Raw genomic sequence first — 25,144 nt, 5'->3', positions numbered from 1 at the left:
TCACCCGCGGGGAGCGAGTACCTCCGCGAGCTGGTCGAGAACGGCCTCCGCCGTCGCGGAGGGCGCCGTCTCGATCACCACGGAGTCCCCGGAGGCGATCCCCAGGTCCATGACCGCCAGCACGCTCGTCAGATCGACGGTCGTGCCGTCGGCCGTGCGCAGGGTGACCGGAGCCTCGTGCGACTGCGCGAGTCGCACGAGCTCGGCCACCGGACGCGCGTGAACCCCGTTGTGCGCGCTGACGATGAGGCGTCGGACCGGCATGCTCAGGAGCGTTCGTCGAGGAGGGCGCGGACGCCCGCTTCGAGCTCCGCGACGGCGTCACGTGCGCTCTCGGCCGACTCCGCGCTCGCATCGATGTAGACCTTCAGCTTGGGCTCGGTCCCGCTGGGGCGCACGATCACACGGGAGCCGTCGCCGAGACGGTACCGCAGCACGTCTCCGGAGGGCTGACCCGGTGCGGCCTGCAGCAGGTCCTCGGCCGAGGCGATCGATCGGCCGCCGATGTGCGTCGGCGGGAGTGTGCGTAGCGCGAGCATCACGGAGCCGATGACGGCGAGGTCCTCGACCCGCACCGACACCTGACCGCTCGCGAAATGCCCGTACGTCTCACCCAGCTCGTCGAGCAGATCGACGAGCGTGGCTCCGCGATCGCGGGCCTCGGCGGCGAGGCCGAGGATGGCGACGGCCGCCGACACCCCGTCCTTGTCGCGCACGGTCTCCGGATTCACGAGGTAGCCGAGAGCCTCTTCGAAGCCGAAGACGATACCCGGTGCCCGGGAGATCCATTTGAAGCCGGTGAGGGTCTCGTGGAAGTCCAACCCGTGATGCGCGGCGACGGCGCCGAGGCCGGGGGAAGAGACGAGAGAGCACGCGAGCGAGGCGCCCGGTGTGCCGGCCGCCGCGCGTGCGGCTCTCGCGCCGAGCAGGAGACCGACCTCGTTGCCGGTGAGACGACGCCAGCCGTCGGGGGCGGAGTCGTCGGGGACCGCGACGGCCAGTCGATCCGCATCGGGGTCGTTCGCCAGGATGAAGTCGGCCTTCACTCGTCGGGCGCGCGCGAACGCGAGATCCATCGCCCCCGGTTCTTCCGGATTCGGGAACGACACGGTGCGGAACGTGGCGTCGGGGGTGAGCTGCTCGTCGACGACGAACGGCTGCGGGTATCCCGCTTCCTTGACGATGCGGGACAGCGTCTCCCAGCCGACCCCGTGCATCGCGGTGTACACCCACCGCATCCCGGTCGTCCCGGCGGGTGCTGGCGCCACGGCCACGGTTGCCGCGATGTAGGCTTCGACGACCTCTTCGCCGGCCGTCTCATACTCGGTGGAGCGCGGCAACGCGGTGATGGAGCCCTCGTCGGCGATGCGCTGGATGTGCGCGGCGATCTCGGCGTCCGCCGGGGCGACGATCTGGGATCCCTGGTCGGCGCCACCGAGGTACACCTTGTAACCGTTGTCGTTCGGCGGGTTGTGACTCGCCGTCACCATCACGCCGGCATCGGCGCCGAAGTGGCGCACGGCGAAGGCGAGGACGGGCGTCGGGAGCAGGCGGGGAAGCAGGATCGCCCGCAGACCGGCTCCGGCGAACAGCTCGGCGGAGTCCGTCGCGAACACGCGGGAGTTCCGGCGCCCGTCGTAGCCGATCACGACCGTCGGGGTCGCGCCGTGCGACTTCTCGCGCAGGTAGGCGGCGAAGCCGGCTGCGGCCTGGCCGACGAGAACCCGGTTCATCCGGTTGCTGCCGGCGCCGAGTTCGCCGCGGAGACCCGCGGTTCCGAAGGCGAGGCGCGTGCGGAAGCGGTCGTCGAGGTCGGCGACGGCCTCTCGGTCGCCGGCGGCCGCACGTGTGATCACGCCGGCCAGCTCGTCGCGCGTCTGCGGATCCGGGTCCTGTCGCAACCAGGCGCGGGCCTGGGCGAGCCGCTCGTCGCTCACAGGGCCTCGACCACCCTGGCCAGAAGCGCGGAGATCACCGGTTCGGCCTCGCGCCCGGCCTCGATCACCTCGGCATGGCTGAGCGGTGTCTGCTGGATGCCGGCGGCGAGGTTGGTGATGAGCGAGAACCCGAGGATCTCCATGCCGGCCTCGCGGGCGGCGATCGCCTCGAGCGCGGTCGACATGCCCACGATGTGGCCACCGATGTGCTTCGCCATCTGCACCTCCGCCGGCGTCTCGTAGTGGGGGCCGCGGAACTGCGTGTAGACGCCCTCGTCGAGCATCGGGTCGATCGTCCGGGCGATCTCGCGCAGACGCTTCGAGTAGAGGTCGGTGAGGTCGACGAACGTGGCGCCCTCGAGCGGAGAGTCGGCGGTGAGGTTGATGTGGTCGCTGATGAGCACGGGCTGACCGGGCGTCCACGTCTCGCGGATGCCGCCGGCGCCGTTCGTGAGCACCATGATCTTGGCGCCTGTCGCGGCGGCGGTGCGCACGCTGTGCACGACACGGCGCACACCGTGGGCTTCGTAGTAGTGGGTGCGCGCGCCGATGACGAGGACGTTCTTGCCGTCGGGGGTGCGGATGCTGCGCAGCGTACCGACGTGTCCTTCGAGCGCGGGCTTGGAGAAGCCGGTGACCTCGGTCGCGGGGATCGTCGCCACGGTCTCGCCGATGATGTCCGCGGCCTTGCCCCAGCCGCTGCCGAGGGTGAGGGCGATGTCGTGCTTCTCGACGCCGGTCAGACGGGCGATGTCGGCGGCGGCCTGTGCGGCGACCTCGAAGGGGTTCGCGGTCGGGTCGTCGAGGGGGTTGCTGTGCGTTTCGGGCATGGATCCACTCTAGGAAGGTGCAGGCTCGGGTGCCAGGATTGCGCGAGAATGGATTCCATGTCTTCCACCACTTTCGAGCGCACTCAGCGCGTCGCCGTCCTCGGCGGCGGTCCCGGCGGCTACGAGGCGGCCCTCGCGGCAGCCCAGTTGGGGGCCGAGGTCACCCTGGTCGAGCGCGTGGGAGTCGGCGGATCCGCCGTCCTCACCGACGTCGTGCCCTCGAAGAGCCTGATCGCCACCGCCGATGCGGCCGTCGCCATCTCCGAGGCGAGCGACCTCGGGGTCAACTTCTACGCCAAGGGCGACCACTCGCGACCCCTCAAGCCCGAGATCGCGATCAACCTCGCCGCCGTGAACAAGCGGCTCCTCGCGCTGGCGGGTCAGCAGTCCGAGGACATGCGTGCGACGCTCCTCGAAGCCGGCGTACGCATCCTCTCCGGTCACGGTCGCCTCGAAGGGCCCACCGCGATCATCGTGTCGACGGGCCAGGGCGGGACCGACTTCGACCGGGTCGAGGCCGACACGATCATCGTGGCGGTCGGTGCCTCTCCGCGCGAGCTGGACTCGGCCAAGCCCGACGGCAAGCGCATCCTGACGTGGACGCAGCTGTACGACATGAAGGCGCTCCCCGAGCATCTCATCGTGGTCGGTTCCGGTGTCACCGGTGCGGAGTTCGCCTCCGCCTACATGAACCTCGGTGCCAAGGTGACCTTGATCTCCAGCCGCGAGCAGGTGCTCCCTGGCGAGGACAAGGATGCGGCGAGCGTTCTGGAGAAGGTCTTCAAGCGCGGGGGCATGCAGGTGCTCTCCAAGTCCCGTGCCGACCGCGTCGAGGTCACGGATGACGGGGTCACGGTCACCCTGTCGGACGGGCGCACGGTCGATGGCAGCCACTGCCTGATGGCGGTCGGTTCCATCCCGAACACCGCGGGCATCGGTCTGGAAGAGGCGGGTGTCGAGCTCGATGAGTCGGGACACGTGCGGGTGAACCGGGTCGCGCGCACCTCCGTCCCCAACGTGTACGCGGTCGGCGACTGCACGAACTTCTTCCCGCTGGCCTCAGTGGCCTCGATGCAGGGGCGCACGGCCGTCTTCCACGCCCTCGGCGACATCGTCATCCCGCTCGAACAGATCAAGATCACCTCGAACATCTTCACCGCGCCCGAGATCGCCACGGTCGGCTACGGCGAGAAGGATGTCGAGGACGGTGTGGCCGACGGCCTGGTCTACAAGCTCCCGCTCGCGGCGAACCCGCGCGCGAAGATGATGGGCATCAAGGATGGCTTCGTCAAGCTCATCGCGCGCAAGGGATCGGGTACCGTGATCGGCGGCGTGATCGTGGCGCCGAAGGCATCGGAGCTGATCTACCCGATCGCGGTCGCGGTCGAACGCCGTCTCACGGTCGACCAGGTCTCGCGGGTCTTCGCGGCATACCCCTCGCTCTCCAGCAGCATCACCGATGCGAGCAGGGCGATGCATCTCGTGAACATCTCCTGATCCCGGGAGAGATGCGGAAAGGGCGCCCCACCTCGGTGGGGCGCCCTTTCCGCTGATGCCGGGTGTCAGCTGATCGTGAGCAGCTGGTGTCCTGCGGAGACTGTGGCGCCGGCATCCGCGTTGATGTTGCCGACCACGCCGTCCTTGTGCGCCTGCAGCGGCTGCTCCATCTTCATGGCTTCGAGCACGACCACCAGGTCGCCCTTGACGACCTGCTGTCCGTCGGCGACGGCGATCTTGACGACGGTCGCCTGCATGGGCGACTTCACCGCGTCGCCCGAGGCCCCGGCGTTGGCGGTGGTGGCGTGGCTGCGGCGCGACGGCGGAACCGCTGCCGGGCGTCCGGCGGTGCCGGCGGCGACGGCGACGCGGTCGGGGAGGCTCACCTCGAGGCGCTTGCCGGAGACCTCGACGACCACGGTGTGACGTGCTTCGGCGGAGGTCGGTGCTTCGAGCTCCCCGTCCCACGCGGGGATGTCGTTGACGAACTCGGTCTCGATCCAGCGGGTGAAGATCCCGAACTCGCCGTCCTCCGCCGTGAACGCGGGATCGCGCACGACCTTGCGGTGGAACGGGATGACGGTGGGGAGACCGGCGACCTCGAACTCATCGAGTGCGCGGCGCGAGCGCTCCAGCGCTTCCGCCCTGTCCTTGCCCGTCACGATGATCTTCGCGAGCAGGGAGTCGAAGGCGCCGGACACCGAGTCGCCGGCGGTGACGCCGGAGTCGAGACGGATGCCGGGGCCTCCGAAGGTCTTGAAGACGTGGATCGGGCCGGGCTGGGGCAGGAATCCGCGACCGGGGTCCTCGCCGTTGATGCGGAACTCGATCGAGTGCCCCTGGGGCTTCGGGTCGTCGTAGTCGATGGTGCCGCCGGCCGCGATGCGGAACTGCTCGCGCACCAGATCGATACCGGTGACCTCTTCGGAGACGGGGTGCTCGACCTGCAGGCGCGTGTTCACCTCGAGGAATGAGACCGTGCCGTCGGCGCCGATGAGGAACTCGCAGGTGCCGGCACCGACGTATCCGACCTCCTTCAGGATGGCCTTCGATGCCGAGTAGAGCAGCTCGTTCTGCTCCTCCGTGAGGAACGGGGCCGGTGCCTCTTCGACGAGCTTCTGGTGGCGGCGCTGCAGCGAGCAGTCGCGCGTCGAGATGACGACGACGTTTCCTGCGGCATCGGCCAGACACTGGGTCTCGACGTGACGCGGCTTGTCGAGGTACTTCTCGACGAAGCACTCGCCGCGTCCGAAGGCGGCGACGGCCTCGCGGGTGGCGGATTCGAAGAGCTCTGCGACCTCGTCGAGCTCGCGGGCGACCTTGAGGCCGCGTCCGCCGCCGCCGTACGCGGCCTTGATGGCGATCGGGAGGCCGAACTCCTTCGCGAAGGCGATGACCTCATCGGCGCCTTCGACGGGGCCGGGGGTGCCGGGAGCGAGAGGCGCGCCGACCTTCTCCGCGACGTGACGCGCGGTCACCTTGTCCCCGAGAGCCTCGATGGCCTCCGGAGACGGGCCGATCCAGGTCATCCCCGCCTCGATGATCGCGCGTGCGAACTCGGCGTTCTCGGCGAGGAACCCGTAGCCGGGGTGCACGGCGTCGGCACCGGCGCGGCGGGCGATGGAGAGGATCTTCTCGATCTGGAGGTAGGTCTCCGCGCTGGTCGAGCCGCCGAGAGCGTAGGCCTCGTCGGCGAGGCGGGTGTGCAGGGCATCCCGGTCCTGGTCGGCGTAGACGGCGACCGAGGCGATCCCGGAGTCGCGGGCGGCGCGGATGATGCGGACGGCGATCTCGCCGCGGTTGGCGATGAGCACCTTGGCGATAGCAGGCATGCTTGCCAGCCTAGCGAGAACGACCCCGATCCCTTTGACGACTCCCCACAAGAAAGTCGGGAAAACGTGGAGGGGAGTCTACGACCAGAGGTCGGTCCAACGGACACCGAGCTCGGTGGCGAGACGGCGGACGGTCGACAGGGACATGCCGACGACCGTCGAAGGATCGCCGTCCACACGGGTGATGAACGCCCCGCCCAGGCTGTCGACGGTGAAGGCTCCCGCCACGAGGAGCGGCTCTCCGGAGGCGACGTACGCGGCGATCTCGGCGTCGCTCACGTCGTCGGCGAACGTCACGGCGGCCGCGGCGACCGCGGTGGCCTCTTTAGGCTCGGCGTCGGGGGAGACCCGGAACACCGAGTGCCCGGAATGCAGGATGCCGGTCTCGCCGCGCATCTCCTGCCAGCGCCTGGTCGCCTCCTCGGCGGTGTACGGCTTGCCGTAGACCCGCCCGCCGAGCGCGAACATCGAATCCCCCCCGATCACCAGACCGTCGAAGGTCCCGTCCGCAGCGAGGCTCCGTGCGACGGCGGCCGCCTTCGCACGGGCGAGCAGAAGCACCAGCTCCTCCGGCGCGAGGGGGGCGCCCCGCTTCTCCTCCTCGGCGGCGGCGACCGCATCCTCATCGACGTCCGGCGACACCGTGAGCGGTTCGATTCCCGCCTGCCGGAGCAGCATGAGTCGGGCGGGCGAGGTGGAGGCGAGGCAGACGCGCATGTCCACCACCGTATCCTCGAAGAATGACTTCCTCCCCAGCCGACGTGCTCGAACTCGACATCACCGGCATCGCGCACGGGGGCACGTTCATCGCCCGCCACGAGGGACGCGTGGTCTTCGTCTCCGACGCGATCCCCGGAGAGCGGGTCCGTGCCCGGCTGATCGCCCCGCAGGAGGGGGCGGACGCCTCGACCCGCCGCTTCTGGCGGGCCGAGACCATCGAGGTGCTGGAGGCGTCGGAGCACCGCCGCCCGCACGTGTGGGCGGAAGCCGACGTGTCGCGGGACCCGGCCGACCGCCCCGGTGGCGCCGACCTCGGCCACATCGACATCGACCACCAGCGTGAGCTCAAGCAGCGCGTGCTGACCGAGGCGCTGGAGCGTTTCGCAGGCAGCGGTCTGGTCGCCCCCGAGATCGAGTCGGTGGAATCGGGCGACGGTTTCGGATGGCGCACACGCGTCACCCTGCATGTCGACGACACGGGAGTCGCCGGTCCGTTCGCCGCACGCAGCCACCGCGTCGTCCCCGTGACCTCGCATCCGCTGGCCAGGCCCGCGATCGCCGAAGCGGCGCTCGCGCTGCGGGGCGAGGCCCCCGGCCGCATCGAACTCGTCGAGCCCGCCGACGGCACGGTGCGCGTCATCCGACGTGAGGAGACCGAGCGCGCCCCCCGCGTGCAGCGTGGGTTCCGCAAGCGTCCCATTCCCGAGGTGATCCACGAGATGGTCAACGACCGTCGATTCGAGGTCGACGCCACGGGTTTCTGGCAGGTGCACCCGCGCGCGGCCTCCGTGCTCGACGCCGCGGTCTACGGAATCCTCGACGGACATGTCGACGACCAGAAGACGCACTACGACCTGTATGGAGGGGTCGGCCTGTTCGCCGCGACGCTCGCCGATCTCGGCGGGACCGACATCGTGTCGGTCGAGTCGAGTGCACGCGCCACTGCGCACGCCGCCGCGAATCTCGCGCCGCTCGAAGTGAACGCCGTGACGGCGCGCGTCGATCGCTTCCTGGCGACGCAGAAGAGCGGGCGCACGGGCGCCGTCGTGCTCGACCCGCCCCGCGCCGGTGCCGGTCGGCAGGTCGTCGAAGCGGTGCACGCACTCGCGCCGGAGGCCATCGCGTACGTCGCGTGCGACCCCGTGGCACTCGCCCGGGATCTCGGCACCTTCCGCACCCTCGGTTGGAACGTCGACCGACTTCGGGGCTTCGATCTGTTCCCGCACTCGCACCACTTCGAAGTCGTCGCGCTGCTCACACGATGAGCGATCCGCGGCTTCTCGGGGGGACTCAGTAGGCTGAGGGGATGAGCACGGTCGCACTCATCGACGATCACGAGTCCGTTCGCCTCGGCCTCGAGGCCGCGTGCGCGCGTGATTCGCAGACCGTGGTCTTCTCCGGGAGCACGGTGGTCTCCTACCTCGAATGGCGCAAATCCACCGCGGCCGCACCTGCCGAGGTGGTCGTCCTCGACCTCACCCTCGGCGACGGCACGACCGTGACCGAGAACGTGACCTCGCTGGTCAACGACGGCGCGAGCGTCGTGATCCACAGCGTCGCCGATCGGCCGGCAGCCGTGCGCGAGGCGCTCGCCGCCGGGGCCGCCGGCGTGGTGAGCAAGTCCTCCGCCCTCGACGACGTGCTCGACGCGATCCGCACGGTGGCGGAAGGCGAGGCTCTCAACAACGTCGAATGGGCGAGCGCGGTCGAGGGAGACCGGGCGTTCGCCGATGCGCAGCTCGCCACGCGCGAACGCGAGGTGCTCCGTCTGTATGCGACGGGGCTGCCGTTGAAGGCCGTCGCCGAGAAGCTGGGTGTCGCCTACTCCACGGCCAAGGAGAACATCACCCGCATCCGCGTGAAGTACGTCGAGGTCGGGCGCCCGGCGCCGACGAAGGTCGACCTGCTGCGCCGGGCGATGGAAGACGGGATCGTCACGGCTGACGAGGCACCCGGTGGCCGCTGAGCCGCTCAGCATCCGCGACGCGTGGAGCAAGATCCCCTCTCCGGGGAGCACGGAGACGGCGTACGAGCGCTTCACCGGCACACGCATGGAGCGGATCCTCGCGATCGTCGTCGCGATCGGCTCGGCGGTTCTCGGCGCGCAGGCGCTGATCTCTGCGATGGCGTCGCTCTCGCACGCGGATCCTGCGCACGTCGTCACCCTGATCGTGGTGTTCGTGCCGTTGGCTGCGATGCTGGTCGCTTGTCTGGTGGGCCGGGGGGTGCGCACCTTCTCCGGTATCTTCGCCGTGGTCTACGTCCTCGCGCTCGCCGCCTGGCCGACGATCGTCGACCCGTCGGACAAGGGCGCCGGCGAGCAGCCCTGGATCTTCTTCCTGGTCAATGTCGGCGTGGTCGCGGCGATGCTCGCGTTCCCGTTGCCGCTCCAGTTCGCCTGGGCGGCGGGGATGCCGTTCGTCTACGGCTACGTGCGGCTCGTCCAGGGGGAGTTCTCGCGCGAGTTCTGGGTGACGACGGCGTTCGACGTGTCGTTCACCCTCATCCTCGGGGTCGTCATCATCTCCCTGGGCTGGATGTTCCGTTCCGTCGCCGCCGGCGTGGACGAGGCCAGGGGACAGGCGGTGGCGTCGTACTCGACAGCGGCTGCGGCGGCCGCCGCGGAGGAGGAGCGGGCGACGATGTCCGCACTGATGCATGACAGCGTCCTCGCCGCGCTGATCGCCGCGGAGCGGGCGGAGGGGGAGCGTGCCGAAGAGCTCGCCGTCGCCATGGCCCGGGAGGCACTCACTCGCCTCGCCAATACCGAAGCGGCCGTCGCGCAGGAGGGCAGTGACGAGCCGGTCGGCACGGCGCAGATCGTCGTGGAGCTGCGTAGAGCCCTGTCCGAGCTCGGCGCTGATGCGATCGTCGAGGAGCGCGGCGGCATCGGCCTCATACCCGGGCGGGCCGCTCGCGCACTCGTGCTCGCCGCGCGGCAGGCGATCGGCAACGCCGTGTCCCACGCCAACGGTCGTGGACTCCACATCATCGTCGAGGGGCACGGCGACGAGGGGATCGGCGTGACGGTTTCGGACACCGGCGGCGGCTTCGACGTGGCGTCGATCGGTGCCGACCGTCTCGGGATCCGGGCGTCGATCTTCGCACGTATGGCGGGCGTCGCCGGCACGGCCGACATCGTCTCCGACGCGCACGGCACGACCGTGACCCTGGGATGGGAGCGCGCGTGAACCGCACCGTGCGCAGCGTCGCCACCTCTCTCGCCGTCGGCTTCGCCCTGTACTTCGTCGCACGGGGGATCTGGTGGATCGAGCAGCCGACCGCTCCGCTGCTCATGGTCCTCGCCATCGGCCTGTATCTCGTGGTCGTGAACATCGCCATCCTCGGCGACGGCTCCTCGGTGCGGATGCCGACGTGGTCGGCGGTCCTCGCGCTGCTCGCGAGCATGGCGATTCCCGTGCTCGTGACCTTCTCGCTCGAGCCGGCGGATCGTACCGCCCCGTTCGCGACCTGGTACATCGGGGCGCTCGGACTGCTCGCGGTCGTGTGTGTGGTGCGTCGGCGGTCTCTGATCGGCTGGCTCGTGTTGGCGGTGCTCGTCCTGGCCGCGTCGGTGGCTCTGGGGTTCGTCGTGGCCCTCAACCTGGGGCTGGTCGGCTCGATCATGTGGGTGGCCGTCGCTCGACTCCTCGTGATGTTCTGGGATCGTGCGGTGCGCGACACCGAGCGCCTCGCCGAGATCCAGCAGGCGGTGTCCGCGTGGCATGCCACGCAGCGGGTGCGTCAGCGCGAGAGGCGTCTGCGCACGCAGTTCGCTCTGGCTGTCGCCGGTCCGGTGCTCAGCAGAGTGGTCGCGGCGCGAGGTGTGTTGAACGATCAGGAACGTCTGGACGCGCGGCTCGCCGAGGGCAGGCTGCGCGACGAACTGCGCGGCGCCGACCTCCTCAACGACGCGGTACGCAACGCGATCGAAGCTGCCCGACGGCGTGGAGTGGTCGTGACCGTCTTCGATGAGGGCGGGTTCGACGGCATAGACGAGTCCCGTCGCAAGGCGATCAGGGACGAACTGGCGGTCGTGCTGAGTCATGCACAGACATCTCGGCTCATCATCCGCTCGGGGCGGGACCCGCGTGTCGCCGTGACGGTGGTGGGCCGCGCGGGCACCCGCTCCTCGGGTGATGACGACGCGGTCGACCTCTGGCACGAGATTCCGCGCTGACGGAAGAACTTTCGGCAGGACCGGTGAGCGACCTCGGCTCCGTCCTCGGCCCCGGCCTGGGGAGGTGACCGGAGTCGAGGATGTGAGAGTGGGAGAGGGGCGGCGAATCCGCCTGCCCCTCTCCGTGCGGACAGTTACCCGAAAACCATCCGCTGGTGGCCGATCAGCGTCTGTCTACCCTGGGACAGAGAGACCAGCCGAACGCGAAGCGTCCTCTTCAGTCTGAGGGGTTCCGCAAACATTGTCTGTAGGTATTTTGGGGGACAAGATTCGGCATTTCGGGGGACACGATTTTCCCGTCGATGGGGGATCATTGGACGATGGCAACGCGTCGTGGCACCAATCTTCCGCGTATGGGCGACTTCAACCAGTCCGTGATCCTGGAGGCGATCCGCCAATCAGGAGAGGGGTTGAGCAGGATCGAGCTGTCGACCGCGACCCGGCTGTCGGCGCAGACCGTCACCAACATCACTCGGCGACTGCTCGATGACGGCTTCATCCGAGAGGCCGGCCGCACGATCAATGGACCGGGCAAGCCGCGCGTGACCCTGCGGCTCGTCGCCGACAGCCGCTTCGCGGTCGGCGTGCACCTCGATCCCGCCCTGATGACGTTCGTGCTGCTCGACCTGTCCGGCGCCATCGTCAGACGCCGGAGTGTGCGCACGCCGGCCGATGATCCGCTCCGGATCGTGGAGACCATGGCGGAGACGATCGATGCCCTGATCGCGGAGTCCGGTGTGGATCGTTCGCGGATCGCAGGGGTGGGAGTCGCGGCTCCCGGTCCGCTCGACGCCGAGAAGGGCACGGTCATCGACCCGCCGAAGCTCGCCGGGTGGCATCGTGTGCCGCTGCGCGCGGTGCTGGCGGAGATGACGGGGATGCCGGTGGTGCTGGAGAAGGACACGACGTCGGCCGCGGTCGGAGAGCTGTGGACACGACGCGAGTCGGCCGACGACTCCTTCGTGTTCGTCTACCTGGGGATCGGCATCGGCGCCGCCCTGGCGAGAGACGGCGAGGCGGTCCGCGGGAGCACACGCAACATCGGCGAGGTCGGGCACATCATCGTCGACCCCGACGGGCCCTCATGCTGGTGCGGGTCCCGAGGGTGCGTGGAGGTCGTCTGCACCCCGCAGGCGATCGTCGAACGGGCTGAGCGCGCGGGAGTGTTCGACGACGCCCACCAGGCGTCCGATGCTGCGGCAGTCGATGCGAGATTCAGCCGACTGTGTGAGCACGCGGCGGACGGGAATGCCGCGGCTGTCGAGGTTCTGCGACAGGCAGCGGCACACATCACGGTGCTGACGGCGGCTCTGACGAACATGCTCGATGTGGATCGGGTCGTGTTCGGAGGTCCCTTCTGGTCACGGCTCGCCGATGTGTACCTCCGAGAGGTTCCCGGCAGGCTCGATCACGCGAGTGCGACCCGCGCGGTGCGCACTCTCCCCGTCGATGGCACCGTCGTCGGGGACGACGTCGGTGCCGTGGGGGCCGCGTGCGTCGTGCTCGATTCCGTTCTCAGCCCTCGCGCCTCCGACCTGCTGCTCGAGAGCTGATCTCCGGACCAAACGCCGTCCGGCAGCGGTCGAGGCTGCGGGTTTTGCGACTATAAGTCGATTCGATGTAGTATTTGGCGTTCCCCCACGACCAGACGAGTGGAGTCCACCGTCTCCCCGTGCGCTCGGCACCGTCGCACGTCGAGAAGGCGACTCCGGTCTGCGCCGGGGTGGACGCCCGACCCTGCACGGGAAGGGTGAGGCGGCAACGGGGAACGTCGCCGAGCGGGGCTCTGGGGGTCCTGCGACGATCGTCTGCGTGATTCGTGAAGCGGAGGGTTCGCGGATCACGCAGACGCACTCCTGCGCCACCGGAGCCGGCGCATGCTCCGCAGTGGCTGTCAGCCCGCGAAACGTCCCCACGGGATGTCACGCCGCAGCGGACGGCGGAGCGGACGCTGTGTCCGCGTCCACGCCGAGACAGACGGCTCCTCGGCGACGGCGTCCGCCGCCTCCGTCGCGTAGGCCTCGCTGATCACGGCGATGAGGGCGGCGAGTTCTTCTTCCGTAGCTGTCCCACGCGTGATGTCGAGCATCGGCGTCTCCGAACCCGAAGCGCCGTGGTCCTGCGTGTCATTCCCGGTCACAGCGGGATGTTCCCGTGCTTCTTCGGGGGCAGCTCGGCACGCTTGCCACGCAGTGCGCGCAGCGCCTTCGCGATCGAGACGCGGGTGTTGGCCGGCTCGATGATCCCGTCGAGCTCGCCCCGCTCTGCCGCGAGGAACGGGGAGGCCACGTTGTACGTGTACTCGTTCGCGAGTCGGGTGCGGACGGCCGCGACGTCCTCGCCGGCCTCCTCCGCCTTCTTGATCTCGCCCCGATACAGGATGTTGACCGCGCCCTGGCCGCCCATCACCGCGATCTCGGCCGTCGGCCATGCGAGGTTCACGTCGGCACCGAGCTGCTTCGAGCCCATCACGATGTAGGCGCCGCCGTAAGCCTTGCGCAGGATGACGGTGACCAGCGGCACGGTCGCCTCGGCGTAGGCGTAGAGCAGCTTCGCGCCGCGGCGGATGACGCCGGTCCACTCCTGATCGGTGCCGGGGAGGTAGCCGGGGACATCGACGAGCGTGACGATCGGGATCGAGAAGGCGTCGCAGAAGCGTACGAAGCGGCTCGCCTTCTCGCCGGCTTCGATGTTCAGCGTGCCGGCCATCTGCGAAGGCTGGTTGGCGATGATGCCGACCGACCGGCCCTCGATGCGTCCGAAGCCGATCACGATGTTGGGCGCGAAGAGCGGCTGGACCTCGAGGAAGTCGCCTTCGTCGACCACGTGCTCGATGACGGTGTGGATGTCGTACGGCTGGTTGGTCGAGTCGGGGACGAGCGTGTTCAGCGCGCGGTCGGCGTCGGTCGTCTCGAACTCGAAGGTGCTCTCGTATGTGGGAAGCTCCGCCATGTTGTTGTCCGGCAGGAAGCTGAGGAGCGTGCGGGCGTAGTCGATCGCGTCGTCCTCGTCTTCGGCGAGGTAGTGCGCGACGCCCGATCGGGTGTTGTGCGTGTAGGCGCCGCCGAGCTCTTCCATTCCGACGTCCTCGCCGGTGACCGTCTTGATCACGTCGGGGCCGGTCACGAACATCTGGCTGGTCTTGTCGACCATGATCACGAAGTCGGTGAGGGCGGGGGAGTACACCGCGCCGCCCGCAGCCGGCCCCATGATGATGGAGATCTGCGGGATCACACCGGACGCGCGGGTGTTCAGGCGGAAGATCTCACCGTACTTGCCGAGGGCGACGACGCCCTCCTGGATGCGCGCGCCCCCCGAGTCGAGGATCCCGATGCAGGGCATCCCGCCGGCGAGGGCGAACTCCATGATCTTGATGATCTTCTCGCCGGCGACTTCGCCGAGCGAACCGCCGAAGGTGGAGAAATCCTGCGAGTACACTGCGACCGTGCGGCCGTTGATCGTGCCCACGCCGGTGACGACCGAGTCGCCGTACGGTCGCGAACGATCCATGCCGAAGGCCGTGGTGCGGTGGCGCACATACTCGTCGAACTCGACGAAGCTCCCGGGGTCGACGAGCAGTTCGATGCGCTCGCGGGCGGTCATCTTGCCCTTCGCGTGCTGCTTCTCCTTCGCCTTCGCTTCCGCGTCGACGACGGCTTCTGTATAGCGAGCGCGCAGATCCGCGATCTTGCCGGCGGTGGTAAAGAGGTCGGGCTTGTCCGTCACGGATTCCACCCTATCGTCGGCTCGCCTCCGGCTGTTGGATGCTCGCCACAACGGGGCGGCCGATCCTTTGGCGAAGTGCGCTCAGCCCTCGGGTTCACCGGACTCGAGTTCCGGGTCGGTCTTGGGGCGGCGGCCGATCGAGCGGGCCTTGCGTCCCGCCCACTCCACCCCGCGGACGGTCGTGCCGGCCGCTCCCGCGACCGCGTTGCCCGCGTAGCGGGCACCTCGCAGCATCCGCAACTCCAGCTTCTCGGCGCCGGGCACGGGTTCCAACTCGAGGGGAAGGTCCATCGGGGCGGCACCGAAGGCCTTGTGGGACGTCGTCAGCACGCGACGGCCGAGGATGTTGTTCCCCGCGCCTCCGATCGCAGCGCCGATGCCGAACGGGAGTGCCTTGCCGATGACCGAAGCGCCGCCCTTCGCCGCGAACTGCTTCACGAACATGCTCTTGAGCTGATCGACGAGGGGGCCGACCGCGGCGCGGGGGAGCGACTTCGTGACGAGCTCGCCCCAGTAGGACGATCTGCTTCCTCCACGCCCGGCCACCTGACCGGCGAGCTGTCCGACGAGGTCGACGCCCTCTTTGCCGAGCATCAGCGTCATCACCAGCGCTCTGGCGCGATCCGGGTTCGCGACCGCGATCCCGTGCACCTCGGCGACCGACTGCGCGAACAGAGCGGTGGACTCCACGAAGCCGACCGTCTCCACGCCGGAGAGCGCAAGCGTGATGCCGGTGCCGATCCCGGGGACGACCGCCGTCGCGCCGACCGCCGCTCCGCCCGTCGTCACGGCTGCGAGGTAGCGACGCTCCAGGATGCGGATGATCTCCGCAGGCGATGCGTGCGGATTGCGCAGGCGGATGCTCCGGATGTGCGCCAGGACGAGCGGGCGCTGGATCGACAGCACGCGGTCGAGGCCCCGCACCATCATTGGGTGCTCCGCCGATCCGGCAGGGGGCACGCCCTTGTCCCAGGGAGCGTCGTCCGGGAGCGAATGGATCTTGTGCACCTTGGGAGCCATGGTGCGATCCTATGGAGCCAGCCCGCGAAAACGCCGAAAGCCCGGCCCCTCCGAGAGGCCGGGCTTTCGAGTCGAGCGATCAGACGAAGAGGTTCGCACGCTCCAGGTCTTCCGCGAAATCGACCTCGACCGCGTACAGGTCGGACACGTCCATCGGCTCGAGCAGCAGGCCGTCCTCGGCGATCGCGAGCTCGAGGCCGCGCTCGAAGTAATCCTGGTCCTCGACGCGCTGCAGCTGACGCATGAACGCCTTCTTGTGCGCGGAGGAGATGTAGTTGATTCCCACGGCCTCGCCGAGTCCGCCCTTGACGGTCTTGGACAGCTCGTTGATGAAGCCCTCGGCCGTGACCGTGTACTTCACCTCTTCGTCGCTGACCTTGGAGGTGTTCACCGTGACGAACGACTGGTCGCGCTCGATGTACTCGAGTGCGCGGCCGAGGATCATCGGGTCGAAGACGACATCGCCGTTCATCCAGAGAACTCCGCCGCGACCGGTCGCGCCCAGGGCGCGCAGGAGGCTCTTCGAGGTGTTGGTCTCGTCATAACGCTCGTTGTGGACGTAGTTGACCTGCGGGAACGCGTCGATGATGGTCTCGGCGCGGTAGCCGACGACGGTGGTGATGCGGGCGTCCGAACCGAATGCGGCGCGGATGTTGTCGTGCTGCTGGCCCATGATCGTGCGGCCGTCGCTCAGTTCGGTGAGCGGCTTCGGCAGCGCGCGGCCGAGGCGCGAGCCCATTCCGGCGGCGAGGATGACGGTCTGAAGAGTCACGAGTGCTCCTAAAGGAAGTTGTGTTCACGGTCGATTAACCGACCAGACACTTCGTCGTGCCGCGTTCATGGTATCGATTCCGCCTGGGAAGCTCAGGGCCGGGAGGCCCCTGTTGTCATTTCGTGACCGACTACACACCGGATGCACAGGGTTCCGTCTCCCGTGCGATCGCGGCGGAAATGCGCGATCCGAGGGCAGTTTATTGCGCGGCGGCCTTGGCGTACAGGCACCCGTTGATACCGTAGGACGGTGACTGCCTCCCCTGACGACCGCACCGCCCAGGTGGACCAAACCGAGACCGCGCAAGAGAAGACGTCGGCGAAGCGCGCGCCGGCGAAGAAGCAGAGTCCGGACGCGGCATCCGCCGCCGAGAAGTCGGCGCGACCGCCCGCGGTGAAGAAGCCCGCCGCGAAGACGCCCGCCGCGAAGAAACCCGCGGTGAAGAAGCCTGCGAGCGCGAGCACCTCCGCGGGTTCGAAGGCCGGCAGTGCCGCGGTGTCGAAGTCGTCGGCTGGGAAGTCGTCGGCAGCGACGTCCGGGACGCAGGCTGCTGCCGAGAAAGCGGCTCCCAGTGCGGATGTCGTGGTCGAGCCGCTCGTCAAGGCCGTCAACGGCTCGACGGCGAACCTCTCGTCGACCGCGAGCTCCGCCCGGAGCACCGCCGCGGCGCGCAATGCCGACGCGAAGGCCACGGCTGCGAAGACCACCGCGGCCAAGACGACGGCTGCGAGGACGACGGCGGCGAAGACGACGGCGGCGAAGACGACGGCGGCGAAGACAGCGGCTGCGAAGACAGCGGCTGCGAAGACGACGGCTGCGAAGACGGCCGCGGCCAAGACGACGGCAGCCAAGACGACGGCAGCCAAGACGACGGCGGCGAAGGCCGCTGCATCCAAGGCGGCTGCGGCGAAGACCACGGCGCGCTCGGCTGCCGCGAAGACCACAGCCGCGAAGGCCACGGCGGCCAAGATGGCGGCCGCGAAGAAGGCGGCGGCGAAGAAGGCCGCAGAGGAGGCGAAGGCGGCCGCGGAGACGGCGGTGACCGCACCCGAAGTTCCGCCCGTCGCGGCCGCTCCTCTTGCGGCCTCTCCCGTGATCGAGACCGAACCGGTCGTCGAGACCGTTCCTCCGGCCGCCTCCGCTGCGGCGCCGACCGGGTCTGTCGCGGAGCCCGTGCCCGCCGCAGAGCCTGCGCCCGCGCCCGCCTCGGTGCCGCCTCTCGCTGCGGAGCCTGTCGAGGAATCTGTCAGTGCGGAACTTCTCGAGACGGAGACGCCCGTCGGCGATCCGTCCGAGGTGGAGTCGAGCGATTCCATCCAGGCGGTCGGGGAGTCCGACGACGCAGCTTCCGATGCCGTGGAGCCCGGTGAGGTCCTCTCCGCCGGCGAGGCGATCAGCATCCGCGGGCTCGTGAAGCAGTTCGGCGACAACCGCGCGGTCGACGGCATCGACCTGACCGTGCCCGCGGGGTCGTTCTACGGAATCGTCGGGCCCAACGGTGCCGGCAAGACCACGACGCTCTCGATCGTCGCCGGGCTTCTCCGCGCCGACGCGGGCAGCGTCGTCATCTGCGGTGTCGACCAGGCCAAGAAGCCGCTCGCGGCGAAGAGGCTGATGGGTGTGCTCCCCGATCGGTTGCGCACGTTCGACCGCCTCACCGGTCGGCAACTGCTCTACTACTACGGGTTGCTGCGCGGCCTCGCCGCGGATGTGATCGAGAAGCGCGCGGCCGACCTCGCTCGTGCCTTCGATCTGGGCGATGCCCTCGGCCGCGTGGTCTCGGACTACTCGGCAGGCATGACGAAGAAGATCATGCTCGCAGGGGCCATGATCCATTCGCCGCGCGTGCTGGTCCTCGATGAGCCGTTCGAGTCGGTGGACCCCGTCTCGTCGGCGGTCATCCTGGACATCCTCCGCGCCTATGTGTCGCACGGCGGCACGGTGATCCTCTCCAGCCACGGCATGGATCTCGTCGAACGCGTGTGTTCGCGCGTCGCGATCATCGTCGGCGGTGAAGTGCTCGCCGAGGGGACGATCGACGAGGTGCGCGCGGGTCAGACGCTCGAAGCGCGCTTCGTGGAACTCGCCGGCACCAGCGGAGAGGTGGAGGGGCTCGAGTGGCTGCACACGTTCTCCGACTGAGACTCGCGCTTCTTCTCGGTTCCCTGCGCGGCGATCGTCGGGTTCGATCGATCGTCTCGTTCGTCGCGGTGGTCGCGGTCACCGCCGCGGTGTGCGTCGCCGTGTTCAGCCTTGCCGCAGCCTCTGTACCGGTGGCCCGCGCGGTCACGGTGCTCGGTGGCGCGGCCCTTCTCATCGGATTCCTCGTCGGCCCGATCCTCGTCGGGGCCGTCGATCAGCTCGACCCGAGACGCTTCGCGGTCTTCGGCGTCGATGATCGCCAGATGCCCTGGGTGCTGGCACTGGCCGCCTTCGTCAGCGTGCCGAGCATGGCGCTTCTCGCCGTCTACATCAGTGTCTGCATCGTCGCGATCGGAGCAGGCACGCCCTGGCCTCTGGCTGTGCTGGTGACGATCGCCGGTGTCCTGACCACGATGCTGGTCTCGCGGATCGGTATGGCCCTCAATGCACTGCTCCTTCCCGAGCGCCGCTCCCGCGAGCTCACGGCGCTGTTCGCACTCGCGTTGATCGTGGTCGCCTTCCCTGTCGCGGTCTTCTTCGGATCGCTTCGTTGGGACGGTCTCGTGCCCCCGTCTCTGGCGACCCTGTCGAGCGTGTTCGGCTACAGCCCGTTCGCTGCTGCCCCCGCCTTCCTCTTCGATTCCGCGGCCGGTGCGACCGCTTCCGCGTGGATCAGCGGTGTCATCGTGGTGCTCACCGTCGCTCTCCTCTGGATGGTGTGGACGTGGCTCGTCCGGCGTCTACTGACCACGACCGAGCGTCCGGTCGCCTTGCGCGAGCGCACCGGACTCGGGTGGTTCGGGCTGCTGCCGTCGAACGCCTTCGGTGCGATCGCGGCGCGAAGCCTCGTGTATTGGCTTCGTGACCGTCGCTACATCATGAACATCATCGTCGTCCCCGTGGCCGGCGTGCTCTCGATGCTCCCGCTCGTCGTGGCCGGAGTCCCGTTGGAGATCGCCGCGCTCGTGCCCGTGCCGGTGATGGCGCTGTTCTTCGGGTGGCTGCCGCACAACGACGTCGCCTACGACTCGACGGCATTGTGGACCCACGTCGCGAGTGGCGTCCGGGGGCTTCCTGATCGTCTCGGGCGTCTCGTTCCTGTGCTGCTCGTCGCCATCCCCGTTCTCGCCATCGCGGTTCCGCTCTCACTCGCGCTGATCGGGGACTGGAGTCTGCTGCTGCCGTTGGGCGGCTTGGCGGCCAGTCTGCTGTTCTGCGCGCTCGGCGTCTCGAGCATCGTCTCGGTCGTGGCTCCGTATGCGGTCTCGCGGCCTGGTGACAGTCCGTTCCAGCAGCCGCAGCGACCGACCTCTCGCGGGGCGTACGGTCCTGCAGCGGCGTTGCTCGGCGCCATCGTGCTGAGCGTGCCGACCATCTGGTTGTTCGCAGCGACGATTCTCGACGGTTCGGCGTACGCTCCGGCGACCTTCTGGGTCGGGCTTCTCGTCGGTCTCGTGACCGCGGCAGCCGGAGCCGTCGTCGGCGGTCGCATCTTCGAGCGCAGTGGAGAGCGCCTGATGGAGTTCGTCGAGACCGCGTGAGGACCGCCCGCTGGGCGTTCGACGCCGCTAGACTCACGGGATGAGTACTCCGCTGGACAGCCCCGATCAGGGCGGCGTGGCAACGCTTGATCGCGAACTGGAAGAGCTCCTCCGCGAGGAGAATCTCGAACCGGGTGACCATGAGCGCTTCTCGCATTACGTGAAGAAGGACAAGATCCTCGAGTCCGCGATCACCGGCAAGCCGGTGCGCGCGCTGTGCGGCAAGAAGTGGACCCCGGGCCGTGACCCGGAGAAGTTCCCGATCTGCCCCACATGCAAGGAGATCTACGAGTCGATGATCGGCTGACCTCAGTCGGCTTCGAGATACACGGTGGGAATCGCCGGGTCGGACTTGCTGAGAGCGAGCGCACGTACCGGGAGCTCTTCGCGCACACGCAGATGATGAGCGCGTGCCGCTGCCGTGCCGTCGACTCCCTCGTACGAGGAGTCGATCTCGCCTGCCTCGACGAACGTCACCTGCAGCGGGCGGCCGTCGGGGTGCTCGGCCGCAGTGTCGAGATCTTCGAAGCCGTCCGACACGACGACCGTCTCTGCGGTGGCGACGCCGTCGACCAGGGTGCGGAACGCTGCTTTGCGTCCGCCATGCGATGCCTTGTCGGCGGACGCCTTCGCGACGCCGATCCAGGACCCCTCGGCATCCTGGCGCGCCACCAGCTTGTAGACCATGCTGGCGGTCGGATACCCGGACCCGGTGACGACCGACGTTCCGACCCCGTAGGCGTCGACGGGCGAGGCGGCGAGGGCGGCGATCGCATACTCGTCGAGGTCGCTGGTCACGGTGATGCGTGTCGACGTCGCACCGAGTTCGTCGAGCTGCGCGCGGACATCGCCCGCGACGATCGGGAGGTCACCGGAATCGATCCGGACGCCGCCGAGCTCCGTGCCGGCGACGCGGATCGCCGTCTCGACACCCGTGCGGATGTCGTACGTGTCGACGAGCAGCGTCGTTCCGGTGCCCATGCTCGCGACCTGGGAGCGGAAGGCTTCCTCCTCTGTGTCGTGCAGCAGCGTCCAGGAGTGCGCGGCGGTGCCCATCGTGGGGATGCCCCAGCGTCGTCCGGCCTCGAGATTGCTGGTCGCCCCGAAACCGGCGATGTATGCGGCTCGGGCTGCGGCGACGGCCGAGCGCTCGGCGGCCCGGCGGGAGCCCATCTCGGCCAGCGGACGTTCGCCGGCGGCGATGCTCATGCGCGATGCGGCGGTGGCGACGGCGGAGTCGTGGTTGAGCACGCTCAGCGCGAGAGTCTCGAGCACCACGGCATCGGCGAACGTGCCCTCGACTGTGAGGATCGGAGAGCCCGGGAAGTACAGCTCGCCTTCGCGGTAGCCGCGGATGGATCCGGTGAACCGATAGTTCTCGAGGTGAGCGATGGACGCGGCATCCACGACGTTCTCATCTCTGAGGAACCGCAGTTCGTCGTCGCCGAAGCGGAAGTCGCGCAAGAGGCCCAAAAGGCGGCCGGTGCCCGCGACGACACCGAAACGGCGGCCGCCGGACAACCGTCGGGAGAACAACTCGAAGACGCTGGGGCGGAACGCCGTCCCATCACGCAGGGAAGCGGCGAGCATCGTCAGCTCATAGCGGTCGGTGAGCAGCGCCGTCGACGTGGTCATGCGCTCAGTTTAGTGAGAGCGCCGATGCACGCGGCGGGTTCCGCGCGGGTAGGCTGGGGAGTCATGAACGACGCGCCGATCGGGATCTTCGACTCCGGTGTCGGCGGGCTCACGGTGGCGCGAGCCATCCGCGCCCAGCTGCCCCGGGAGTCGTTCGTCTACATCGGCGACACCGCGCACTCGCCGTATGGTCCGAAGCCCATCGCGGACGTGCGCCGCTACTCCCTCGAAGTGCTCGACACCCTGGTCGAGCAGGGCGTCAAGATGCTGGTGATCGCGTGCAACACCGCTTCCGCCGCCATGCTCCGCGACGCTCGCGAGCGCTACGACGTTCCGGTGGTCGAGGTGATCGGCCCCGCGGTGCGCCGCGCGGTCTCCACCACGCGCAACGGACGAGTCGGTGTGATCGGCACTGTCGGCACCATCGGTTCGCGCGCCTACCAGGACATGCTCGAGGTCAACGAGAGGCTGCAGGTGTTCACCGCCGCCTGCCCGCGCTTCGTCGAATTCGTCGAGGCCGGGATCACGGGTACCCCGGAGGTGCTCGCGGTCGCCGAGGAGTATCTCGCGCCCCTTCGAGACGCCGAGGTCGACACACTCGTGCTCGGCTGCACGCACTATCCGTTCCTTCGGGGCGCGATCAGCTACGTCATGGGAGAGGGCGTCACCCTCGTCTCCAGCGACGATGAGACGGCAGGCGACGTCTACCGCCAGCTCGTCCGGGGTGATCTGCTCGCGTCGCCGGATGCCACCGCCAGCTACGTGTACGAGGCCACCGGCGCCTCGACCGACGACTTCACCGCGCTGGCCAACCGCCTGATGGGCCGCGAGGTCCGGGACGTGCAACTGGTCCAGACCGGCGTGATCACCCTCCCCGAGATCGCTTTCGAGTAACCCGGATCGAGTCGCTCCGATTCGTTCCGCCATCCCGACCTGAAAGAAGCACATGTCCGAAATCGTCCGCGTCGACGGCCGCTCCACCGATCAGCTTCGTGAGATCACGATCGAGCGCGGTTGGAGCGCGCACGCCGAGGGATCGGCATTGATCAGCTTCGGCGGCACCAAGGTGCTGTGCACCGCCTCCTTCACCAACGGCGTCCCGCGCTGGCTGACCGGCAAGGGCAAGGGCTGGGTCACGGCCGAGTACTCCATGCTCCCGCGCGCCACGAACAGCCGGAACGACCGAGAGAGCGTCAAGGGCCGCATCGGCGGTCGCACCCACGAGATCTCGCGACTGATCGGGCGCGCGCTGCGGGCCGTCGTCGACACGAAGGCGCTCGGCGAGAACACGATCGTCATCGACTGCGACGTGCTGCAGGCCGATGGCGGCACGCGCACGGCGGCCATCACCGGCGCGTACGTGGCGCTCGCCGACGCGATCGAATGGGGCCGGGAGAAGAAGTTCATCGGCAAGAACTCCACGCCGCTGCTCGACTCGGTCGCGGCGGTGTCGGTCGGGATCATCGACGGCGAGCCCATGCTCGACCTGGCATATGTCGAGGACGTGCGCGCCGAGACCGACATGAACGTCGTGGTCACCGGCCGTGGGCTCTTCGTCGAGGTGCAGGGAACAGCCGAGGGCGCACCGTTCGACAAGCGGGAGCTGGATGCGCTGCTCGAGCTCGGTCTGGCCGGATGCGCCGACCTGAAGGGCACGCAGCTCGCCGCGTTGAAGGGGGAATGACGATGCGAGTCGTTCTCGCGACGCACAATCCGCACAAGGTCGCGGAGTTCCAACAGATCGTGGAGCAGACACGCCCCGACCTCGAGATCGTCGGCTACGACGGTCCGGAGCCGGTGGAAGACGGCGTGACGTTCGCCGAGAATGCGCTCATCAAGGCGCGAGCGGCCGCCGCTCACACAGGACTCGCTGCGCTCGCTGATGACTCAGGTATCTGCGTCGACGTGCTCGGCGGGTCACCGGGGGTGTTCTCCGCCTACTGGGCGGGGCAGAAGAAGGACGCGACGGCGAATCTCGAGCTGCTGCTCGACCAGCTGCACGACATCGCCGACCCCCACCGCTCCGCGCACTTCACCTCGACGATCGCCCTCGTGCTGCCGGACGGCCGGGAGCAGGTCGTGGAAGGACGCTGGCCGGGTCGCCTGGCGCATACGGCGTCGGGCGCCGGCGGCTTCGGGTACGACCCGATCTTCATCCCTGACGGCCAGCCGGCAGGGGAGGAGCGGTCGGTGGGTGAGCTCTCCTCCGATGAGAAGCAGGCGCAGTCGCACCGAGCGCGCGCCTTCGCGGAACTGGCTCCGCTGCTTGCCGCGCTCTGAGCACGGCGGCCGCGAGAAACCGCTGCTGAAGCTGAGAATCGTTACCCTTCCCGACTAGCCGGAACCCGCCTTCCGGCCCTCGATCCCGGTCTAGCCTGGGGGCATGCACGATCACGCACCCGCCCCCGGTGGCATCCGTTCCGCGAGCAGCAGACGCCTGCTCGCGATCTCGCTGTCCCTCACTGCGACGGTGATGCTCGTGCAGGTCGTCGGCGCACTGCTCTCCGGCTCTCTGGCGCTGCTCGCCGATGCGGCGCACATGTTCACAGATGCGTCCGGTCTCGTGATCGCCCTCATCGCCGCCACCGTCGCCGCACGTCCGGCCGACGACCGGCGCACTTTCGGGTATCAGCGCGCCGAGGTGTTCGGCGCGCTGATCAACGCGGTGATCCTGATCGCCCTCGCGACCTGGGTCGCGATCGAGGGGATCGGGCGACTCATCAATCCGGGGGAGGTCGAGGTCGCCGGCGGGCTGATGCTGGTCGTCGCCGTGGTCGGGCTCCTCGCGAACGCGGTGTCGATGTGGCTGTTGAGTCGTGCGCAGCGCACCAGCATCAACGTGCGCGGTGCGTACCTCGAGGTGATGGGAGATCTGATCGGTTCGGTGGCGGTCATCGTGGCAGCCGCGGTCATCCTCATCACCGGATGGATGCCGGCCGACGCCATCGCCTCGCTGTTCATCGCGGCGATGATCATCCCCCGGGCCATCGCGCTGCTGCGGGAGGTGTTCTCGGTTCTCGCCGAGTCCGCGCCGAAGGGCACGGCGGTGAGCGAGATCCGTACCCACCTGCTCGGTTACGACGGTGTCGTCGGGGTGCACGACGTCCATGTCTGGCAGCTGACCCGCGGGGCCCCGGTGTTCACGGCCCACGTCAGCATCGAGCCGGAGCTGTTCGCCGACGGACGCTCGTCGCAGCTGTTGACCGAGATGCAGGCATGCCTCGCCGACCACTTCGACGTGGCGCACTCGACCTTCCAGATCGAGCCTGCGGAACAGGCGGACTGCGAACCGCGACACGCCTGAGCGATCCG

23 protein-coding genes are annotated in these 25,144 nt (G+C 68.8%); 13 read left to right on the top strand and 10 right to left on the bottom strand.

Annotated elements, in window-relative coordinates; translation table 11 throughout:
• Genes DW307_RS16115 through DW307_RS16105 form a run of 3 tightly spaced genes read right to left on the bottom strand, consistent with a single transcriptional unit; the run spans position 1 to position 2,767 of the window.
• Positions 1 to 264, bottom strand: a complete 264-nt coding sequence (locus DW307_RS16115) for an HPr family phosphocarrier protein (RefSeq protein WP_029260575.1) — start codon at positions 262 to 264, stop codon at positions 1 to 3.
• A 2-nt stretch (positions 265 to 266) separates the two neighbouring features.
• Positions 267 to 1,937 (bottom strand): phospho-sugar mutase, encoded by a 1,671-nt coding sequence (locus tag DW307_RS16110; RefSeq protein WP_136025207.1) that lies wholly within the window; start codon positions 1,935 to 1,937, stop codon positions 267 to 269.
• Positions 1,934 to 2,767, bottom strand: a complete 834-nt coding sequence (locus tag DW307_RS16105) for a purine-nucleoside phosphorylase (RefSeq protein WP_021199689.1) — start codon at positions 2,765 to 2,767, stop codon at positions 1,934 to 1,936. Before DW307_RS16105 ends, DW307_RS16110 begins: the two co-directional genes overlap by 4 nt.
• Positions 2,768 to 2,815: 48 nt before the next feature.
• Between DW307_RS16105 and DW307_RS16100 the strand changes: the two genes are divergently transcribed.
• Complete coding sequence (locus DW307_RS16100; protein ID WP_021199688.1) at positions 2,816 to 4,264, top strand: NAD(P)H-quinone dehydrogenase; 1,449 nt, start codon at positions 2,816 to 2,818, stop codon at positions 4,262 to 4,264.
• A 65-nt stretch (positions 4,265 to 4,329) separates the two neighbouring features.
• Here the strand turns inward: DW307_RS16100 and DW307_RS16095 are convergent, their stop codons facing one another.
• Both DW307_RS16095 and DW307_RS16090 read right to left on the bottom strand, forming a co-directional pair.
• Positions 4,330 to 6,096 (bottom strand): acetyl/propionyl/methylcrotonyl-CoA carboxylase subunit alpha, encoded by a 1,767-nt coding sequence (locus DW307_RS16095; RefSeq protein ID WP_021199687.1) that lies wholly within the window; start codon positions 6,094 to 6,096, stop codon positions 4,330 to 4,332.
• Positions 6,097 to 6,174: 78 nt separating this feature from the next.
• Entirely contained in the window at positions 6,175 to 6,813 is a 639-nt protein-coding gene (locus tag DW307_RS16090; protein WP_031207282.1) for a Maf family protein, read from the bottom strand.
• 23 nt (positions 6,814 to 6,836) lie between these two features.
• Between DW307_RS16090 and DW307_RS16085 the strand changes: the two genes are divergently transcribed.
• From DW307_RS16085 to DW307_RS16065, 5 genes are all read left to right on the top strand, one after another.
• Complete coding sequence (locus DW307_RS16085) at positions 6,837 to 8,081, top strand: class I SAM-dependent RNA methyltransferase (RefSeq protein ID WP_136025206.1); 1,245 nt, start codon at positions 6,837 to 6,839, stop codon at positions 8,079 to 8,081.
• Between the two features lie 41 nt (positions 8,082 to 8,122).
• Positions 8,123 to 8,782 (top strand): response regulator, encoded by a 660-nt coding sequence (locus DW307_RS16080; RefSeq protein ID WP_136025205.1) that lies wholly within the window; start codon positions 8,123 to 8,125, stop codon positions 8,780 to 8,782.
• Entirely contained in the window at positions 8,772 to 10,007 is a 1,236-nt protein-coding gene (locus tag DW307_RS16075) for an ATP-binding protein (RefSeq protein ID WP_021199683.1), read from the top strand. Before DW307_RS16080 ends, DW307_RS16075 begins: the two co-directional genes overlap by 11 nt.
• Entirely contained in the window at positions 10,004 to 10,996 is a 993-nt protein-coding gene (locus DW307_RS16070) for a hypothetical protein (protein ID WP_231479847.1), read from the top strand. Before DW307_RS16075 ends, DW307_RS16070 begins: the two co-directional genes overlap by 4 nt.
• Before the next feature lie 353 nt (positions 10,997 to 11,349).
• Positions 11,350 to 12,549, top strand: a complete 1,200-nt coding sequence (locus DW307_RS16065) for an ROK family transcriptional regulator (RefSeq protein ID WP_136025267.1) — start codon at positions 11,350 to 11,352, stop codon at positions 12,547 to 12,549.
• A gap of 341 nt (positions 12,550 to 12,890) precedes the next feature.
• On the opposite strand, the gene DW307_RS16060 is transcribed toward DW307_RS16065, so the two are convergent.
• The 4 genes from DW307_RS16060 to DW307_RS16045 all read right to left on the bottom strand — a co-directional run bounded on the left by DW307_RS16060 (position 12,891) and on the right by DW307_RS16045 (position 16,514).
• Entirely contained in the window at positions 12,891 to 13,085 is a 195-nt protein-coding gene (locus DW307_RS16060; RefSeq protein WP_036271958.1) for an acyl-CoA carboxylase subunit epsilon, read from the bottom strand.
• A gap of 47 nt (positions 13,086 to 13,132) precedes the next feature.
• Complete coding sequence (locus DW307_RS16055; protein WP_373695373.1) at positions 13,133 to 14,722, bottom strand: acyl-CoA carboxylase subunit beta; 1,590 nt, start codon at positions 14,720 to 14,722, stop codon at positions 13,133 to 13,135.
• 81 nt (positions 14,723 to 14,803) lie between these two features.
• A complete protein-coding gene (locus DW307_RS16050) occupies positions 14,804 to 15,742 on the bottom strand; it encodes a hypothetical protein (RefSeq protein WP_136025204.1) in 939 nt (312 codons plus the stop codon).
• A 79-nt stretch (positions 15,743 to 15,821) separates the two neighbouring features.
• On the bottom strand, positions 15,822 to 16,514 hold the full coding sequence (locus DW307_RS16045; protein ID WP_017828502.1) for a phosphocholine cytidylyltransferase family protein: 693 nt from the start codon (positions 16,512 to 16,514) through the stop codon (positions 15,822 to 15,824).
• A gap of 249 nt (positions 16,515 to 16,763) precedes the next feature.
• Here DW307_RS16045 and DW307_RS18315 point away from each other — a divergent pair, with 249 nt between their 5' ends.
• Genes DW307_RS18315 through DW307_RS16030 form a run of 3 tightly spaced genes read left to right on the top strand, consistent with a single transcriptional unit; the run spans position 16,764 to position 20,504 of the window.
• Positions 16,764 to 18,656 (top strand): ABC transporter ATP-binding protein, encoded by a 1,893-nt coding sequence (locus tag DW307_RS18315; protein ID WP_240750723.1) that lies wholly within the window; start codon positions 16,764 to 16,766, stop codon positions 18,654 to 18,656.
• Positions 18,632 to 20,197 carry a hypothetical protein gene (locus DW307_RS16035; protein WP_021199675.1) on the top strand — a complete coding sequence of 522 codons (1,566 nt, stop codon included), beginning with the start codon at positions 18,632 to 18,634 and terminating at the stop codon, positions 20,195 to 20,197. The genes DW307_RS18315 and DW307_RS16035 overlap by 25 nt, the downstream gene beginning before the upstream one ends.
• Positions 20,198 to 20,237: 40 nt before the next feature.
• A complete protein-coding gene (locus tag DW307_RS16030; RefSeq protein WP_026049764.1) occupies positions 20,238 to 20,504 on the top strand; it encodes a DUF3039 domain-containing protein in 267 nt (88 codons plus the stop codon).
• Positions 20,505 to 20,506: 2 nt separating this feature from the next.
• Here DW307_RS16030 and DW307_RS16025 read toward each other — a convergent pair whose 3' ends face one another.
• Positions 20,507 to 21,832, bottom strand: coding sequence for a nicotinate phosphoribosyltransferase (locus tag DW307_RS16025; RefSeq protein WP_021199674.1), 1,326 nt, complete (start codon positions 21,830 to 21,832; stop codon positions 20,507 to 20,509).
• 63 nt (positions 21,833 to 21,895) lie between these two features.
• On the opposite strand from DW307_RS16025, the gene murI reads away from it, so the two are divergent.
• The 4 genes from murI (at position 21,896) to DW307_RS16005 (ending at position 25,136) form a co-directional block, all read left to right on the top strand.
• On the top strand, positions 21,896 to 22,726 hold the full coding sequence (gene murI / locus DW307_RS16020) for a glutamate racemase (RefSeq protein WP_021199673.1): 831 nt from the start codon (positions 21,896 to 21,898) through the stop codon (positions 22,724 to 22,726).
• A gap of 52 nt (positions 22,727 to 22,778) precedes the next feature.
• Entirely contained in the window at positions 22,779 to 23,516 is a 738-nt protein-coding gene (gene rph / locus DW307_RS16015) for a ribonuclease PH (RefSeq protein ID WP_029260587.1), read from the top strand.
• On the top strand, positions 23,513 to 24,112 hold the full coding sequence (gene rdgB / locus DW307_RS16010) for an RdgB/HAM1 family non-canonical purine NTP pyrophosphatase (RefSeq protein ID WP_029265679.1): 600 nt from the start codon (positions 23,513 to 23,515) through the stop codon (positions 24,110 to 24,112). The genes rph and rdgB overlap by 4 nt, the downstream gene beginning before the upstream one ends.
• A 103-nt stretch (positions 24,113 to 24,215) precedes the next feature.
• Positions 24,216 to 25,136: a cation diffusion facilitator family transporter gene (locus DW307_RS16005; protein WP_029260589.1), complete on the top strand. Its 921-nt coding sequence runs from the start codon at positions 24,216 to 24,218 to the stop codon at positions 25,134 to 25,136.
• Positions 25,137 to 25,144 lie beyond the last annotated feature (8 nt).

Origin of the sequence: Microbacterium sp. K27 (genome assembly GCF_004794435.1) — a bacterium.
Classification (GTDB): Bacteria; Actinomycetota; Actinomycetes; order Actinomycetales; family Microbacteriaceae; genus Microbacterium; species Microbacterium maritypicum_A.
The sequence above is the reverse complement of the archived record's forward strand: the minus strand, read 5'-3'. Positions and strand labels throughout refer to the sequence as shown.

Coding starts and splice junctions, on each gene's coding strand:
- DW307_RS16095 (WP_021199687.1), bottom strand. CDS start 6,096: ATGCCTGCTATCGCCAAGGTGCTCATCGCCAACCGCGGCGAGATCGCC.
- DW307_RS16085 (WP_136025206.1), top strand. CDS start 6,837: ATGACTTCCTCCCCAGCCGACGTGCTCGAACTCGACATCACCGGCATC.
- DW307_RS16060 (WP_036271958.1), bottom strand. CDS start 13,085: ATGCTCGACATCACGCGTGGGACAGCTACGGAAGAAGAACTCGCCGCC.
- DW307_RS16025 (WP_021199674.1), bottom strand. CDS start 21,832: ATGACCACGTCGACGGCGCTGCTCACCGACCGCTATGAGCTGACGATG.
- DW307_RS16005 (WP_029260589.1), top strand. CDS start 24,216: ATGCACGATCACGCACCCGCCCCCGGTGGCATCCGTTCCGCGAGCAGC.
- rph (WP_029260587.1), top strand. CDS start 22,779: ATGTCCGAAATCGTCCGCGTCGACGGCCGCTCCACCGATCAGCTTCGT.
- DW307_RS16080 (WP_136025205.1), top strand. CDS start 8,123: ATGAGCACGGTCGCACTCATCGACGATCACGAGTCCGTTCGCCTCGGC.
- DW307_RS16100 (WP_021199688.1), top strand. CDS start 2,816: ATGGATTCCATGTCTTCCACCACTTTCGAGCGCACTCAGCGCGTCGCC.
- DW307_RS16105 (WP_021199689.1), bottom strand. CDS start 2,767: ATGCCCGAAACGCACAGCAACCCCCTCGACGACCCGACCGCGAACCCC.
- DW307_RS16115 (WP_029260575.1), bottom strand. CDS start 264: ATGCCGGTCCGACGCCTCATCGTCAGCGCGCACAACGGGGTTCACGCG.
- rdgB (WP_029265679.1), top strand. CDS start 23,513: ATGACGATGCGAGTCGTTCTCGCGACGCACAATCCGCACAAGGTCGCG.
- DW307_RS16090 (WP_031207282.1), bottom strand. CDS start 6,813: ATGCGCGTCTGCCTCGCCTCCACCTCGCCCGCCCGACTCATGCTGCTC.
- murI (WP_021199673.1), top strand. CDS start 21,896: ATGAACGACGCGCCGATCGGGATCTTCGACTCCGGTGTCGGCGGGCTC.
- DW307_RS16050 (WP_136025204.1), bottom strand. CDS start 15,742: ATGGCTCCCAAGGTGCACAAGATCCATTCGCTCCCGGACGACGCTCCC.
- DW307_RS16065 (WP_136025267.1), top strand. CDS start 11,350: ATGGGCGACTTCAACCAGTCCGTGATCCTGGAGGCGATCCGCCAATCA.
- DW307_RS16030 (WP_026049764.1), top strand. CDS start 20,238: ATGAGTACTCCGCTGGACAGCCCCGATCAGGGCGGCGTGGCAACGCTT.